Source organism: Lysobacter sp. Root916, from assembly GCF_001429785.1.
Classification (GTDB): Bacteria; Pseudomonadota; Gammaproteobacteria; order Xanthomonadales; family Xanthomonadaceae; genus Lysobacter.
Map to the genome: position 1 here is coordinate 245202 of NZ_LMJF01000001.1, position 14987 is coordinate 260188.

The 14987-nt window shown below is 69.6% G+C and carries 15 protein-coding genes; 11 read left to right on the forward strand and 4 right to left on the reverse strand.

Annotation, left to right across the window (positions count from 1 at the left end):
* Window positions 1–92: 92 nt before the first annotated feature.
* The 7 genes from folP to ASE35_RS01235 all read left to right on the forward strand — a co-directional run bounded on the left by folP (window position 93) and on the right by ASE35_RS01235 (window position 7221).
* The gene (gene folP, locus ASE35_RS01205) at window positions 93–992 is read left to right on the forward strand and encodes a dihydropteroate synthase (protein WP_056172882.1); all 900 of its coding nucleotides are present in this window, start codon (window positions 93–95) and stop codon (window positions 990–992) included.
* 1154 nt (window positions 993–2146) lie between these two features.
* Window positions 2147–3136, forward strand: coding sequence for a tRNA (adenosine(37)-N6)-dimethylallyltransferase MiaA (gene miaA, locus ASE35_RS01210; RefSeq protein ID WP_057162718.1), 990 nt, complete (start codon window positions 2147–2149; stop codon window positions 3134–3136).
* A 144-nt stretch (window positions 3137–3280) separates the two neighbouring features.
* Complete coding sequence (hfq, locus tag ASE35_RS01215; protein ID WP_056172892.1) at window positions 3281–3559, forward strand: RNA chaperone Hfq; 279 nt, start codon at window positions 3281–3283, stop codon at window positions 3557–3559.
* 96 nt (window positions 3560–3655) lie between these two features.
* Window positions 3656–4963 carry a ribosome rescue GTPase HflX gene (gene hflX / locus ASE35_RS01220; protein ID WP_056172896.1) on the forward strand — a complete coding sequence of 436 codons (1308 nt, stop codon included), beginning with the start codon at window positions 3656–3658 and terminating at the stop codon, window positions 4961–4963.
* 75 nt (window positions 4964–5038) lie between these two features.
* A complete protein-coding gene (gene hflK / locus ASE35_RS01225; protein WP_056172899.1) occupies window positions 5039–6172 on the forward strand; it encodes an FtsH protease activity modulator HflK in 1134 nt (377 codons plus the stop codon).
* Complete coding sequence (gene hflC / locus ASE35_RS01230; RefSeq protein WP_056172901.1) at window positions 6169–7032, forward strand: protease modulator HflC; 864 nt, start codon at window positions 6169–6171, stop codon at window positions 7030–7032. The genes hflK and hflC overlap by 4 nt, the downstream gene beginning before the upstream one ends.
* The gene (locus ASE35_RS01235; protein WP_056172904.1) at window positions 7033–7221 is read left to right on the forward strand and encodes a DUF2065 family protein; all 189 of its coding nucleotides are present in this window, start codon (window positions 7033–7035) and stop codon (window positions 7219–7221) included.
* Window positions 7222–7249: 28 nt separating this feature from the next.
* Here ASE35_RS01235 and ASE35_RS01240 read toward each other — a convergent pair whose 3' ends face one another.
* The 4 genes from ASE35_RS01240 to ASE35_RS01255 are packed head-to-tail and all read right to left on the reverse strand — an operon-like array spanning window position 7250 to window position 10337.
* The gene (locus tag ASE35_RS01240) at window positions 7250–8035 is read right to left on the reverse strand and encodes a LytTR family DNA-binding domain-containing protein (protein WP_057162719.1); all 786 of its coding nucleotides are present in this window, start codon (window positions 8033–8035) and stop codon (window positions 7250–7252) included.
* Window positions 8032–9114 carry a histidine kinase gene (locus ASE35_RS01245; RefSeq protein WP_057162720.1) on the reverse strand — a complete coding sequence of 361 codons (1083 nt, stop codon included), beginning with the start codon at window positions 9112–9114 and terminating at the stop codon, window positions 8032–8034. Before ASE35_RS01245 ends, ASE35_RS01240 begins: the two co-directional genes overlap by 4 nt.
* 39 nt (window positions 9115–9153) lie before the next feature.
* Window positions 9154–10029 (reverse strand): DUF2306 domain-containing protein, encoded by an 876-nt coding sequence (locus ASE35_RS01250; RefSeq protein ID WP_057162721.1) that lies wholly within the window; start codon window positions 10027–10029, stop codon window positions 9154–9156.
* On the reverse strand, window positions 10026–10337 hold the full coding sequence (locus tag ASE35_RS01255; protein WP_056172916.1) for a hypothetical protein: 312 nt from the start codon (window positions 10335–10337) through the stop codon (window positions 10026–10028). The genes ASE35_RS01250 and ASE35_RS01255 overlap by 4 nt, the downstream gene beginning before the upstream one ends.
* A gap of 379 nt (window positions 10338–10716) precedes the next feature.
* Between ASE35_RS01255 and ASE35_RS01260 the strand changes: the two genes are divergently transcribed.
* The 4 genes from ASE35_RS01260 to ASE35_RS01275 all read left to right on the forward strand — a co-directional run bounded on the left by ASE35_RS01260 (window position 10717) and on the right by ASE35_RS01275 (window position 14985).
* Window positions 10717–12009: an adenylosuccinate synthase gene (locus ASE35_RS01260; RefSeq protein ID WP_057161389.1), complete on the forward strand. Its 1293-nt coding sequence runs from the start codon at window positions 10717–10719 to the stop codon at window positions 12007–12009.
* A gap of 155 nt (window positions 12010–12164) precedes the next feature.
* Window positions 12165–12638, forward strand: coding sequence for a hypothetical protein (locus tag ASE35_RS01265; RefSeq protein WP_157489209.1), 474 nt, complete (start codon window positions 12165–12167; stop codon window positions 12636–12638).
* A 28-nt stretch (window positions 12639–12666) separates the two neighbouring features.
* Entirely contained in the window at window positions 12667–13041 is a 375-nt protein-coding gene (locus ASE35_RS01270; RefSeq protein ID WP_157489210.1) for a hypothetical protein, read from the forward strand.
* Window positions 13042–13170: 129 nt separating this feature from the next.
* Window positions 13171–14985, forward strand: a complete 1815-nt coding sequence (locus ASE35_RS01275) for an SLC13 family permease (protein WP_056172930.1) — start codon at window positions 13171–13173, stop codon at window positions 14983–14985.
* The last annotated feature ends 2 nt before the right edge of the window (window positions 14986–14987 follow it).

The following is a 14987-nucleotide window of genomic DNA, read 5'->3' on the forward strand; positions in this document are numbered from 1 at the left end:
TGCGCCGGGTAACCCCCGCGCTCATCTCGAACGCATCCTCCACCCGTGCGCGGTAGCATGCCGGCTCGCCCCGACGCCGCACGAGACCGCCCATGTTCGACCTCGCCCCGATCCTGGATTGCAACGGCCGCGCCCTCAAGCTGGACCGGCCGCGCGTGATGGGCATCGTCAATGTCACCCCCGATTCGTTCTCCGACGGCGGCGCGCACGACAGCGCGGAGGCCGCGGTCGCGCATGGGCTGCGCCTGGCGGAGGAGGGCGCCGACGTGCTCGACATCGGCGGAGAGTCCACCCGACCGGGCGCCGACGAGGTGCCGGTGGAGGAAGAGCTGCGCCGGGTGATTCCGGTGATCGAGCGCTTGGCGCGGGACACGCCGCTGCCGATCAGCATCGACACCTCCAAGCCCGAGGTCATGCGCGCCGCGGTCGCGGCCGGCGCCGGCCTGATCAACGACGTGTACGCGCTGCGCCGCGAGGGCGCGCTCGATACCGCGGCCGCGCTGGGCGTGCCGGTGATACTGATGCATATGCAGGGCGAGCCGCGCAGCATGCAGGCCGCGCCGGAGTACGACGACGTCGTCGCGGAAGTGCATCGCTTCCTGGCCGAGCGCATCTTCGCCGCCGAGATGGCGGGCATCGCCAAGAAAAAGATCGTGGTCGATCCAGGCTTCGGTTTCGGCAAGACCCTGGCACACAACCTGACCCTGCTGGCGCAACTGGAACGCTACGCCGAACTCGGCGTGCCGGTGCTGGCCGGCCTGTCGCGCAAGAAGAGCATAGGCGAGCTCACCGGTCGCGAATCGGCGCGCGAGCGCGTGCACGGCTCGGTCGCAGCGCACCTGATCGCGGCCCAGCGCGGCGCGCGCCTGCTGCGCGTGCACGATGTCGCCGCGACGGTGGACGCGCTCAAGGTGTGGGAGGCGGTGGCGGCACAGGCGATGCCGCGCCGCGCCGCGGCGCCGTCGATGCCGAAGTGGCCGGACGACGAATAGGTCGCAGACGTGCCGGCGTTGGCCGGCGCACGCATTCGATCGTGGCATGGCGCGCACGGTTGCGTGGGCATGCCGCATCTGGCGTCTGCGCGCGGCGATGCGATGGCCTTGTGCTTCATGGCGCAACGTGGGCAAGACGCGCGATTTTTTTATGCGCGCATCCGAGCGGGCTGCACATTCCCTTCTCCCGCAGGCGGGAGAAGGTGCCCGCAGGGCGGATGAGGGCGCGCAACCAAGCGCGAACGACGTCTCTGTTGTAGCCCCTCACCCCAATCCCTCTCCCGCACGCGGGAGAGGGGCTCCGCGAGGCGCTCGTTTCGCGTCGCATTGCGCCTTGGTGCGCGAACGCCGCGCTTCGGCGTCGGCCGTTCGCAGCGATGGCGAATTTGTCGCCAAACTTGCTGCGCCCCTTGCGCCGTCTGGCTTGCGCGCGGTTCATCACGCAACTGTCCGCAGGCTTGTCCACAGGCGATGTGGATAGTCGCGCGCGATGCGCGTGCAAGCGCATCGGAATGGGAAATTCAAGCTTGACGCGATCGCCAATCTGGGCATGCGCACGCGTTCGTTCGGGATGCCGAAAAGCCGGAATCTGTCAAACAATTTCGCTGGCTAATTTTTAGCCAAATTCCTTGCGGGCCTTGCTGCGCCAGGCTCTGCGCGGGCTTCGCGCGAGACTGTCCGCAGGCTTGTCCACAGGCCGTGTGGATTAGTCGCGACGCCCGCTTCGTATTGCGTTGCAGCACGCAATGGCGGCGATTGCGTATTGACGAATCCGATCGCATTCGTTCCGCATCCGCGGTTCGCGCGGCGACCGTCGCGCATGCGTCTTCGCGCAGGCAAGTCAAGCGATTTCGCTGGTCATTTTTTCGACAGACCTCTTGCGCTCCTTGCTGCGCCTGGCTCTCAGCCATGTCGTCCCAATACTGTCCGCAGGTTTGTCCACAGGCTTTGTGGATAGCGCGCGGGGCCTGGCTAAAATTTGATCGAACTGCGCGCGGGCCTTGCTGCGCCTGCGCCGCAGCGGCTTATCAACAGGCTTGCCCCAGCGCTTGCCCACAAGCTTTGTGGAAACCGCTGGGTGGCGCGCGCTTCCGCGAGGTGCGCGGCTGTGCGAGTCTGCGCGCTCGCCTCCGTACCGGAACCGCCGCCTCCGCATGTCCGCCGACCCGCGCCCGCTCGCGATCGCCCTGATGGGCCCGACCGCCTCGGGCAAGACCGCGCTCGCGCTGGACTGGGCGCAGCGCTACGGCGGCGAGATCGTCAGCGTCGACTCGGCCCTGGTCTACCGCGGGTTGGACATCGGCTCGGCCAAGCCCAGCGCCGAGGAGCAGGCGCGGGTGCCGCACCATCTGATCGACCTGCGCCAGCCCTGGCAGCCGTACTCGGCGGCCGAGTTCGCCGTCGACGCCCGGCGCGCGCTGGACCAGATCGCCGCGCGCGGGCGCCTGCCGATCCTGGCCGGCGGCACCGGCTTGTACTTCCACGCCCTGTTGCAGGGGCTGGCGCCGATGCCGGAGGCCGACCCCGGCGTGCGCGCCCAGCTCGCCGCCGAGGCCGGTCAACGCGGCTGGGCGGCCCTGCACGCAGAGTTGACCGCGCTGGACCCGGAGGCGGCCGCGCGCATCCACGCCACCGACGCCCAGCGCATCCAGCGCGCGCTCGAGGTCTACCGCTTGTCCGGCCGCCGCATCAGCGACTGGCGGCGCGAGGCCGCCGGCGCGCCGCGCCTGCCGTACCGGGTGCTGAAGCTGGTGCTGGCGCCGACCGATCGCGCCGTCCTGCACGCGCGCATCGCGCAGCGCTTCGACGCCATGCTGGCCGGCGGCTTCCTCGACGAGGTCCGGGCTTTGCGCGGCTTGCCGGAATTGCAGGCGCATCCGCGGCCGTTGGACTTGCCGGCCTTGCGCGCGGTCGGTTACCGCCAGGCCTGGGAATTCCTGGACGGCGAGGGCGGCGCGCAGGCCTTGGCCGAGTTCCGCGACCGCGGCATCTACGCCACCCGCCAGCTCGCCAAGCGCCAATTGACCTGGCTGCGCGGGCAGTTGGATGCCCGCTGGTTCGACCCGGCCGCCGACGCCCAGGCCCTGGAACGGGCCGCCGCGCTGTTCATCGGCGGATCCCGGCACGCGCATCGCAAAGCCTGAGTTCGGGCCGTATCCGCAACGGCCACTTGCGTTACCATCGGCCGGTCACCGCTGTGGGGACAGCTACCGGCGACGCGGTCCGACAGGATGTCCAGGGCCGTCTTTGGCACCGAACCTTATAACTAGAAAGCTGGGGAACTACTGATGTCCAAGGGGCAATCCTTACAGGATCCTTTCCTGAATGCGCTGCGGCGCGAACGCGTACCGGTCTCGGTCTACCTGGTCAACGGCATCAAGCTGCAGGGCACGATCGAATCCTTCGACCAGTTCGTGGTCCTGCTGCGCAATACCGTGAGCCAGATGGTCTATAAGCACGCGATTTCGACCGTGGTGCCCGCGCGCAACGTCCGCGTCGGTCCCGGCGGCGGCTACGTGCAGTCCAGCGAAGGCGGCGGCGCCGAGGGCGACGACGAGAACGAGTGAGTGCGGGCTAGGGGCCGGCAGGGATGAGACGATGGCGGGGCCGCAGCGTCCCGCCGCGCTTGCATTCCCGGTTTTCCTCCCCATCTTGCTGACTCGATGTTCGAACGCTCACGCAAAGGCGAACACGCCTTACTGATCCAGCCCCACGCCGGCGGTCCGCCGGACGAGGGCTTGCTGGAAGAATTCGCCGATCTGGCCAAGTCGGCCGGCGCCACCGTGGCCGCCGTGCTGACCGCGCGCATCGACCGCCCCAACGCGGCGATGCTGATCGGCAGCGGCAAGCTGGCCGAGGTCAAGGCCGCGGCCGATGCCACCGGCGCCGACCTGATCCTGGTCAACCACCCGCTGTCGCCCGGCCAGGAACGCAACCTGGAACGCGCGCTCGAGCGGCGCGTGGTCGACCGCACCGGCCTGATCCTGGACATCTTCTCGCAGCGCGCGCAGAGCGCCGAGGGCAAGCTGCAGGTCGAGCTGGCCCAGCTCAAGCACATGGCCACGCGCCTGGTGCGCGGCTGGACCCACCTGGAGCGCCAGCGCGGCGGCTCGATCGGCCTGCGCGGCCCCGGCGAAACCCAGCTGGAAACCGACCGCCGCCTGCTGCAGAAGCGTCTGGAGCAGTTGCAGAAGCGCCTGGACAAGGTCGAGGTGCAGCGCACTCAGATGCGCCGTGCGCGCATGCGCAGCGAGCTGCCGCGCGTGGCCCTGGTGGGCTACACCAATGCCGGCAAATCGACCCTGTTCAACGCCATGACCGGCGCCGAGGCCTACGCCGCCGACCAGCTGTTCGCGACCTTGGACCCGACCGTGCGCCGGATCGACCTGTCCGGCGGCGCGGCGGTGCTGGCCGACACGGTCGGCTTCGTGCGCGATCTGCCGCACGATCTGGTGGCCGCGTTCCGCTCGACCCTGTCGGAGGCACGCGAGGCCGACCTGCTGATCCACGTGATCGACGCCGCCGACCCGCTGCGCGACGAGCGTATCGCCCAGGTCGACGCGGTGCTGCAGGAGATCGGCGCCGGCGACTTGCCGCAGCTGCTGGTGTTCAACAAGATCGACCGCCTGGACGGCGCTCAGCCGCGCATCGACCGTCCGGGCGAGGGCCATACCCGGGTCTGGCTGTCGGCGCGCGATGGCCGGGGCCTGGACCTGCTGCGCACCGCGCTGGCCGAGGCCCTGGAGCTGCGCCATGTCGCCGGCGCGCTGCGGGTGCCGTCGCAGGGCGCGCGCCTGCGCGCCCGTCTGCACGAGCTGGGCGCGGTCCGCGCTGAACGCGCCGACGAGCACGGCTGGGAGCTGGAGGTCGATCTGGCCATCGCCGACGCCCAGCGCCTGTTCGCCCAGCCGCACGGCGAACCGCTGCGGTCTTTGCTGGAATCGGTGGCTGTACCGGACGACCTTGCTTGAGACGGCCAGGGCCCCCACCTAGAATCAACCGACCCGTCAGCTGAACACGGGTGCAGTTCCCTCTTTGGAGCAGGCATGGCCTGGAACACCCCTGGCAGTGACAATTCCGGCGGATCCGACCCCAACGGTCGATCGCCGCGGCAACGCAAGTCCGACGGCCGCGGCCTGGATGCCTTGCTCGACTCTATTCGCGGCCTGTTCGGCGGCGGTGGCGGCATGGGCGGAGGCAGCATCCTGCGCTGGGCCGCCGCGATCCTGGGCCTGTGGCTGGTCTTCAACTGCTTCGTGCTGGTCACCGAGCAGGAGCGCGGCGTGGTCCTGCGCTTCGGCCATTTCTCGCGCATCCTCCAGCCCGGTCCGCATTTGAAGGCGCCGTGGCCGATCGAGCGCGTGACCAAGGTCAACGCGACCCAGAGCAACGCCTATACCGAGACCGTGCCGGTGCTGACCCGCGACGGCAACATGGTCAACGTCGAAATCAACGTGCAGTACCGCATCGGCGATCCGCAGCAGTACCTGTTCGGTTCGCGCGATTCCGCCGACGTGCTGCAGCAGGCCGCGCAGAGCGTGTTGCGCGAGCAGATCGGCCGATCCGACCTGGACACCGTGCTGAGCGCCCGCGGCGCCCTGACCACGGTGGTGCGCGCGCGCCTGCAGGAATCGCTGCTGGCCTACCGCACCGGTCTGACCCTGACCGAGCTCAACCTGCCCAACGCGCGGCCGCCGGACGAGGTCAAGGACGCGTTCGACGAAGCCCAGCGCGCCGACGCCGACAAGGCCACCTCGATCAACCAGGCCGAGGCCTACGCCAAGAAGGTGGTGCCCGAAGCGCGCGGTCAGGCGTCGCAGGTACGCACCGAGGCCGAGGGCTACAAGACCGCGGTGATCGCGCGCTCGCAAGGCGACGCCAGCCGCTTCTCGCTGCTGGTCGATCAGTACAAGTCCGCGCCGGAAGTCACCCGCAAGCGCCTGTGGCTGGAAACCGTGCAGCAGGTGATGGGCGACAACCGCAAGATCGTCGGCGGCGACTCGCGCCAGATGCTGTACGTGCCGCTGCCGGAGCGGCGTGGCGGCGGTTCGACGCCGCTGCTGACGCCGGAGCTGCTGGCGCCGACCATCGCGACGCCTTCGTCCGAATCGGGTAACGAAACCATGTCGCGCCCGGCCCGCAGCAAGCGCCCGGATGGCCGCGAGGAGCCCGCACAATGAAATTCTCCGCCTGGATCGCCGTGGTCGTAGCCGTGCTGCTGGCCCTGCTGGGATCGATGTTCGTGGTCAGGGAAGGGCACGGCGCGATCGTGTTCCGCCTCGGCACCATCGTGCGCCGCGACATCGGCCCCGGTCTGCACTTCAAGTGGCCGCTGATCGAGAACGCCTCGGTGTTCGATCGCCGCCTGCAGGTGCTGACCGCCGCGCCAGAACGTTATCTGACCGCCGACAAGCTCGATGTCAGCGTCGACTTCTTCGCGATCGGCCAGATCGAAAACCTGAGCCGCTTCTATCAGGCCACCGGCGGCGACGAGAACACCGCCGCCGCGCGCCTGGCGCCGATCATCAAGGACTCGCTGCGCAACGAGATCAACTCGCGCACCCTGACCCAGGTGGTCTCCGGCGACCGCGCCACCGTGATCGGCAAGCAGCTGGTCGGCATCAACCGCGCCGCCTCCACCCTGGGCGTGCGCATCATCGACATCCGCATCAAGCGCATCGATCTGCCGCAGGACAGCAACGTGCTGGCCTCGGTCTACAACCGCATGCGCTCGCAGCGTCTGCAGGTGGCCAGCCAGAAGCGCGCCGAGGGCGTGGAGCTGTCGCAGGCGATCCGCGCCACCGCCGACCGCGACAAGACCGTGATCGTGGCCGAGGCCGAACGCGACGCCCAGCGCCTGCGCGGCGAAGGCGATGCCGAGGCCGCGCGCACCTACGCGGCGGCGGCCAACAAGGATCCGAGTTTCTACGCCTTCCAGCGCAGCCTCGAGGCCTATCGCCAGTCCTTCAAGGACGGCGACAGCGTGATCGTGCTCGACCGCGACGACCCGTTCCTGCAATACCTCAAGTCGGACCGTTGAGTGAGCGGTGAGCTGATTTCGGCACTGTGCCTGGTCGCGGTGCTGGAAGGGCTGTTCCTGTTCGTGGCGCCGCGCGGTTGGAAGCGCGCCGCCGAACAACTGCAGGCGATGCCGGACCGCCAGTTGCGCATCGTGGGCGCGGTGGCGGTCGCGGTCGGCGTGCTGGCCTTGTGGGCGGTGCGCGCCTGAGATCCTCCGCGCGGCGACGCCGCGCGTCTCACATCTGGCGGAAGTGGTGCAGGTAGCTGCGGCTGACCGGCAGCACTTCGTCGCGGCCCTTGAGGTGGATGTGCGCGGTCTCGTTGGCGCCGCGGGTGACGTGGCTGATCGCGCGCAGGTTCACCACCACCGCGCGATGCACCTGCACGAACTGGGCCGGATCCAGTTGCGCGGCCAGTTCCTTCAAGGGCGTGCGGATCAGCGCCTCGCCGGGCTTGCCGCCGTCGCCGCGCCAGGCGATGCGGGTGTACTTCTCGTCCGAGCGCAGGAAGTCGATCTCGTCGACGCCGATCAGGCGCAGCGCCTGGCCGACCGAGGCGCGGATCCAGCGCAGGGTCTCCGGCGCGCTCTTCTTCTGCAGCTGCGCGGCCAGCCGTTCCAGCAGAGCCTCGGTGTCGGGCGCGGGTTGCGCGGCGCGCAGGCGCTCGCGCAGGCGGGCGATGGTGTCGGCCAGACGCTCGGCTTCCACCGGCTTGACCAGGTAGTCGAGCGCGCCCTGGGCGAAGGCCTGGACCGCGTACTGGTCGTAGGCGGTCACGAACACCAGATGCGCGCGCCGGCCGATGTGGCGCGCCGCTTCCACGCCGGACAGGCCCGGCATGTGGACGTCGAGGAAACAGATGTCCGGGCGCAGCGCCTCGAAGCGCTCGACCGTTTCGCGGCCGTTGCGGGTTTGCGCGACCACCTCCAGCTCCGGCCAGGCCTGCGCCAGCTGGCGCGTCAGCGCGCGTCGCAGCAACGGTTCGTCGTCGGCGATCAGGGCGGTCGGGCGTTGCGCGTTCATGGCGCGCTCCGCTGTGCGGGGAATTCGATTTCGGCGCGCACGCCGTGCGGCTGCAACTCGATCAGCACCAGTCGGGTGTCGTCGCCGTAGGCCAGCTGCAGGCGTTCGCGCAGATTGGCCAGGCCGGTGCCGAGGCCGTCGCTGGTGCGGCTGAGGCCGATGCCGGTATCGGCGACCTCGGCCAGGCAGCGGCCGTCGCGCAGGCGCACGCGCACGTCGATGCGGCCGCCTTCCTCGCTGGGGTCGATGCCGTGGCGGACCGCGTTCTCGACCAGGGTCAGCAGGGTCATGGGCGGGCAGTCCAGCGCCAGCGCGGCCTCGTCGGCATGCAGGGCGTATTGCAGGCGGTCGGGCATGCGCATGTGCATCACTTCCAGATAGGCGCGCACCAGTTCCAGCTCCTGGCCCAGGGTGGCGGCCGGGCCGTGCAGGCGCGGCACCGCGGCGCGCAGGTAGGCGATCAGGCTGGCCAGCACGGTCGAGGCCTGCGGCGAGCCGGCGTCGACCAGTTCGCGCACATTAGCCAGGGTGTTGAACAGGAAATGCGGCTCGACCTGGGCCTGCAGCAGGCGCAGGCGCGCGTCCAACGCGTTGCGTTCGTAACGGCTGCGTTCCAGTTCGAAGGCCAGCGCCTGGCGCTGCGCTTCGCCGCGGATCTGGCGCAGCAACGCGGCGATCGCCATCCACGGCGCGACCAGCAGGCCGTAGACGATGACCTTGGTCACGCCGGCCAGATACAGCTTGTCCTGCCACCACGGCAGCGAGTTGTCGGCGGTGGTCAGGGTGTAGGCCAGGATCGCGGCGAACGGAATCGTCGCCGCCACGCCCACCACCTGCAGCACCCAGCGCGCGCTCCAGCGCGGCAGGCGCGCGGGCCAGCGTTCGAACACGCCGAACACCAGCACGGTCGCGAAGCCGACGATCAGCATGCGCAGCAGCACGATGGGGTACGGCGCCTGCGAGCCCAGTTTCATCAGCAGGCTGCTGACGAAAGCGGCGATCAGCACGAAGCGCACGCGCCGCCAGCCGAGCATGCGCGCGGGCGGAGCGGGCAACAGGGGCGGGGCCGGTTCGGACATGGCGCGACGATAGCAACTAAGACGGCGGCGGCGTCGGCCTCACAGGCGCGGCAGCCACATCAGCATCGTGGCCGCGCCGACGCCCGCCGCGGTGACCAGGGTCAGCATCGACAGCAGCGCGGTCGCGGCGATGCGCGCGCCGGCGCCGCCGCGGTCCTGCGCGCGCAGGTACAGCTCCAGCACCGCCAGAGGTAGCAGGTACTGGGCGAACGCGAGGAACGTCAGGAAGGGGCCGCGGAAACTGGCGGGATCGAAACCGGCCGGGCCCTGGTTGGCGACGATCCAGAACATCAGGCCGATGCGGAAGAACCAGACCCCGCTCACGGCCAGGAACAGGCGCAGCGCCCAGCGCCGGTGCAGGTCGATGCGGCGCGCGCGCGCATGCCGATAAGCCTGATAAGCGAAGGCCAGCATCAGCAGCGCGTTGAGGCCGATCGCGAGCTTCTGCGAGAGGTCGCCGACCGAGCCGCGGGTGAGGATCATGCTCAGCCCGCCCAGGCTCATCACCGCCACCATCGCCAGATAGGCGCGACCGGTCCAGCGGTGGAACGCGGGCCAGCGCCGCCGCACCGCCGGGGTCAGCTGCAGCAGCCCGGCGACCACGATCAGGCAGGCGAAGCCCAGGTGCGCGGCCACCACCAGATTGCCCGCGGTGTCGCCGGCCACGTAACCGCGCGGGAACACGCCGTTCCAGGCCTGCCAGCGGCCCTGCAGAGCGGCGCGGCCGTAGTAGCCGAGCACATAGGCCACGAACAGCAACTGGCCCAGGGCCGCGACAACGAACCAGGCGCTCGCGCTGAGCTTCAGGGCCGTGCCGGCCTTGCGGCTGAGCGTGTCGGCAGGCGACCTGCTCGCGGCGACAACGATGTCGGCGTCGGCGTCGGGATAGGTGGGCGCCGGTGCGGTCGGGATCATCGCGGCAGCTCCGAAGCGGAGTGCGCAAGGACGTCGACGGCGGCCACGGGTGGTCGGCCGGATTCGCGGTCGTGGCGTGGCGGCGGCAATGGAAGCGCGATCGGCGACGCCTGCCAAACGCCCTGCAGGGCGACGTTGTCGTGGCCGATCGCATACGCCACGCACAGCAGCTGGCTCAGGGCCGCGGTCGCGAACCAGCGGCACGCGCGGCGCTCCGGCGCCACGCCGGCTCTGCGGCGGCGGGGCGCGGTCGCGGCGACGGTCGGGTCGGGGGCGGGCTGAGGCGTCGCCGGTGAGGTCGGGATCATCGCGGTGGCTCCGGGTGCGGACTGCGGCAGTGTTCGCAGGCGGCCGCGGGGCGCGCCAGCGGGGGCGCGATGGGCGACGGGATGCGGGCGATGGACCACGCCAGTCGATGACGGACGGTGCAGGGGGCGGCGCGGCCGAGGGCCCCTGCGCGCGGCCGGTGCCCGCCAGGGCCGCCCCACGGGCGTTCCGGCCTCAGGCTGAGCCGAATCTGTCCGTTGTGGCGGCCGGGGTGGCCGCGGCCACCCGAAACCCGGATAATGCACAAAAGCCGGACGGGGATTCCCGCCGGCTTTTGTCGTTTTCGGCTTCCGCACGATGCGGGGCCTTCCGCGATGCCGGTCCCGCCGGGCCGTGCCAAACCAATTCGGAGTGCGTGTAATGGGTCAGTCAGTCGTCGTTCTCGGTGCCCAATGGGGCGATGAAGGCAAGGGCAAGATCGTCGACCTGCTGACCGAGCAGATCGGCGCGGTCGTGCGCTTCCAGGGCGGCCACAACGCCGGCCACACCCTGGTGATCGGCGGCAAGAAGACCGTGCTGCACCTGATCCCGTCCGGCATCCTGCGCGACGGCGCGCTGTGCCTGATCGGCAACGGCGTGGTGCTGAGCCCGGCCGCGCTGCGCAAGGAAATCGATGAACTCGAAGCCACCGGCGTGGAAGTGCGCTCGCGCCTGAAGATCAGCCCGGCCACGCCGCTGATCATGCCGTACCACATCGCCCTGGATCAGGCCCGCGAGAAGGCCGCCGGCGGCAAGGCCATCGGCACCACCGGCCGCGGCATCGGCCCGGCCTACGAAGACAAGGTCGCGCGCCGCGGCATCCGCGTGGCCGATCTGCACTATCCCGACCAGCTCGCCGAGAAGCTGCGCAGCGCGCTGGACTACCACAACTTCGTGCTCACCCAGTACCTGGGCGTGGACGCGGTCGACTACCAGCAGACCCTGGACGAGGCGCTGGCCTTCGGCGAATACGTCGAGCCGATGAAGTCCGACGTCGCCGGCATCCTGCACGACCTGCGCAAGCAGGGTAAGCGCGTGCTGTACGAAGGCGCGCAGGGTTCGCTGCTGGACATCGACCACGGCACCTATCCCTACGTGACCTCGTCCAACACCACCGTCGGCGGCGCGCTGGCCGGCACCGGCGTGGGCGCGGACTCGATCGACTACGTGCTGGGCATCGCCAAGGCCTACGCCACCCGCGTCGGCGGCGGCCCGTTCCCGACCGAGCTGGACGACGAGATCGGCGAGGGCATCCGCAAGCGCGGTCAGGAATTCGGCGCCACCACCGGCCGCCCGCGCCGCTGCGGCTGGATCGATCTGGTCGCGCTCAAGCGCGCGGTCGCGATCAACGGCATCTCCGGCCTGTGCATCACCAAGCTCGACATCCTCGACGGCATGGAGAAGCTCAAGCTGTGCATCGCCTACCGCTACCGCGGCAAGGAAACCGAGTACGCCCCGCTCGACGCGCAGGGCTGGGACGAGTGCGAGCCGGTGTACCTGGAGTTCCCGGGCTGGCAGGAAAGCACCCACAACGTCACCGAGTGGGACAAGCTGCCGGCCGCCGCGCGCGCCTACCTGCGCGCGCTGGAGGAACTGTCCGGCTGCCCGCTGGCGATGGTCTCCACCGGTCCGGACCGCGACGCCAACATCGTGTTGCGCGATCCCTGGGCCTGAGGCCCGCTCAGGACGCTCTCGCGCAAGCGGAGCGGTGTTGCGAAAAGGCCCCGCGATGCGGGGCTTTTTCGTATCCAGATTCGGTTCGTCGCATCATGCCTTGGGCCGGCTCGCATCTTTGCTAGGCTGGCGCCAGTCGATGGAGAGGGACAGCCATGCGTACACAGAGTGCGAAGCGCATGCGGGCGGCGAATCGCCTGCTGCTGGCCATTGCGGCGACCTGTTTTTCCTTGCCCGCGTTCGCGATCTGCCTGGCGGTGCCGCTGGAAGACGAATTGAAAGCGGCCAAGACCGTGTTTCTGGCGACGATCACCGAGTCCAAACTGGCGGGCCCGGTCAGCGGGCTCAAGGACGAGGACGGGTATCGCATCGATCATGCGTTCGTGGTGCGCAAGTCGTTCAAAGGCGATCCCGCATCCGTCAAGCGTGTCTATACGACCAGCTTGTATAACGACCCTGTCAGGAACACCGCCGTGCATATGGCGGAGCAGATCCATTTGTTTCCGGGCGAGAGCGTGCTGGTGATAAGCGCGGGCGAGGACGCGGTGCAGGTATCGCTGTGCGGGCCCGCCAAGCGGCGGGACGGCGTCGACCTCGATCGGGTCCGTGCCCTGCTGTCGACGAAGTAGGCCACCTCACGCTCGCAAGCCGACGCTCATGAACAATCCTTATCAAGCGCCTTCAACTCGCGTGCCGGCGGCGCCGGGTGCGCAACGGCCGGCGTTGGTCGTGGTCGGTGTGATCTGCGCGATTCTGACGGCGCTGATTCCCACCTTGGTCGTGCCCAGTTTCGGTCTGACGTTCAGCGCCTTCGGCGCCGACCTGCCGTGGCCTACGCTCTGGTTGTTGCGGGCCTATCCGGCGTTGTGGCTATTGCCCGTGATCGTGCTGGCGGTCTGGCGGTTCTGGCCCAGGCCGGACAGGCGCAGGTTGGCCGCGTTCTGGACGGGGCTGGCGATCCTTGTGGTGGGTCTTCCCGCGTGCATCGCGGCCTTGTACGCGCCGATCTTCATGCTGGCGCAAACGATCTGATCGGCGCTGGCGGATCGATCCGTCCCGCCATCCATGCTGTGCGTATCGGCGCAGCTTCGCGGCCCGCATGAATACCGCCTTCATGCGCATCGGCTAAGTTAGTACGCAGTTTTTGCAACAGGGGCGGGGATGGATCCGCAGCAGATCGTATTTCTACTGATCCTGGCCGCGGCGCTGGCGTTGTTCATCAGCGAGAAGCTGCGCGTGGACCTGGTGGCGATGCTGGCGATGCTGGCCTTGACGCTGACCGGCGTGTTGTCGCCCAAGGAAGCGCTGTCGGGTTTCGCCAGCGAACCGGCGATCATCGTCGCGGCGGTGTTCGTGCTGTCGGCGGGCCTGTCCGCGACCGGCATCACCGACCGCATCGGCGCGGCGATCGGGCGCGCGGCCGGCGGCAGCGAGGCGCGCGCGATCGCGGTGATCATGCCCGCGACCGCGGCGATGGCGGCGTTCTCGCACCATCTGATGGTCACCGCGATGATGTTGCCGATCCTGATGCGCCTGGCCCAGGAGCGCAAACTGGCCGCCTCGCGCCTGCTGATGCCGATGTCGCTGGCCGCGTCCTTGGGCACCACGCTGACCCTGATCAGCGCGCCGGCGTTCCTGCTCGCCAACGATCTGCTCGCGCGCAACGGCGCCGGGCGCATGGACCTGTTCGCGATCACCCCGATCGGCGCGATGCTGGTCGCGATCGGCGCGATCTACATGCTGGCCGGGCGCTGGCTGCTGCCCAAGCGCCAGGGCGAGAGCGGCAACGTCGAATACCTGAAGCTGGACCGCTACTACACCGAGTTGCTGGTGGACGAGGGGTCGCCCTGGAGCGGCAAGACCCTGGCCGCGTTCGACAAGGCCTTCCAGGGCCGGCTGCAGGTGGTGGATTGGCTACGGCACGGCATCCGCCGCCGCGATCAACGCGCGCAGGCGCCGCTGGCGGCGGGCGACGTGCTGCTGGTGCGCGCTTCGCCCGACGAAATCGCCTCGGTGCGCGACGAGCCCGGCCTGTCCCTGCACGCGGTGGTCAAGTACGGCGAGAAGCCGCGCGAGGACGGCAAGGCCGAAGCGCTGGGCGAGGAGCGGCTGGTGCAGGCGGTGGTCGCGCCGCGCTCGGAGTTCCTCGGCCGCAGCGTGTCGGAGATCGATTTTCTCAGCACGCTGGGCGTGGTCGTGGTCGGACTGTGGCGCAAGGAGGGCTGGCTGGGCGGCGAGCTGTCCGAGCTGCGCCTGGAGGAGGGCGATCTGCTGGTGTTGTGGGGCGCGCAGGCGCGCCTGGAGCAACTGGCCACGCATCGCGCCTTCCTGATGCTGATGCCCTTCGACGCGCGCGGCAGCACGCGCCGGCGCGCGCCGCTGGCGCTGGGCATCATGGCCGCCTCGATCGCGCTGGCGGCCACCGAATCGCTGGCGCCGCAGATCGCGTTTCTGCTGGGCGCGGTGGCGATGGTGCTCACGCGCTGCGTGAGCATCGAGCGCGCCTACGAGGAAATCGACGTACGCATCTACGTGATGATCGCCGGTGTGATTCCGCTGGGCATCGCGATGGACAAGACCGGCACCGCCGATCTGATCGCGCAACTGCTGGCCGCGCATGCGCAGGGCCTGCCGGTGCTGGGCCTGCTGTTGCTGATGTTCGCCGCGGCGGCCCTGTTGACCCAGATCCTGTCGGACGCGGCGACCACGGTGCTGCTGGCGCCGATCGCCTTGGCCCTGGCGCAGAGCCTGGGCCTGCCGCCGCTGCCGTTCGTGGTCTGCACCGCGATGGGCGCGGTGGCCTCGTTCCTGACCCCGATCGGCCACCATGGCAATCTGCTGATCCTCAATCCAGGCCAGTACACCTTCGGCGACTTCTTGCGTGTGGGCATGCCGCTGACCAGCCTGATCGGCCTGACCGTGGCCTGGATGGCGCGCTGGCTGTGGCTGGGCGGGCCGCTGCTGCCTTTCGCCTGAGC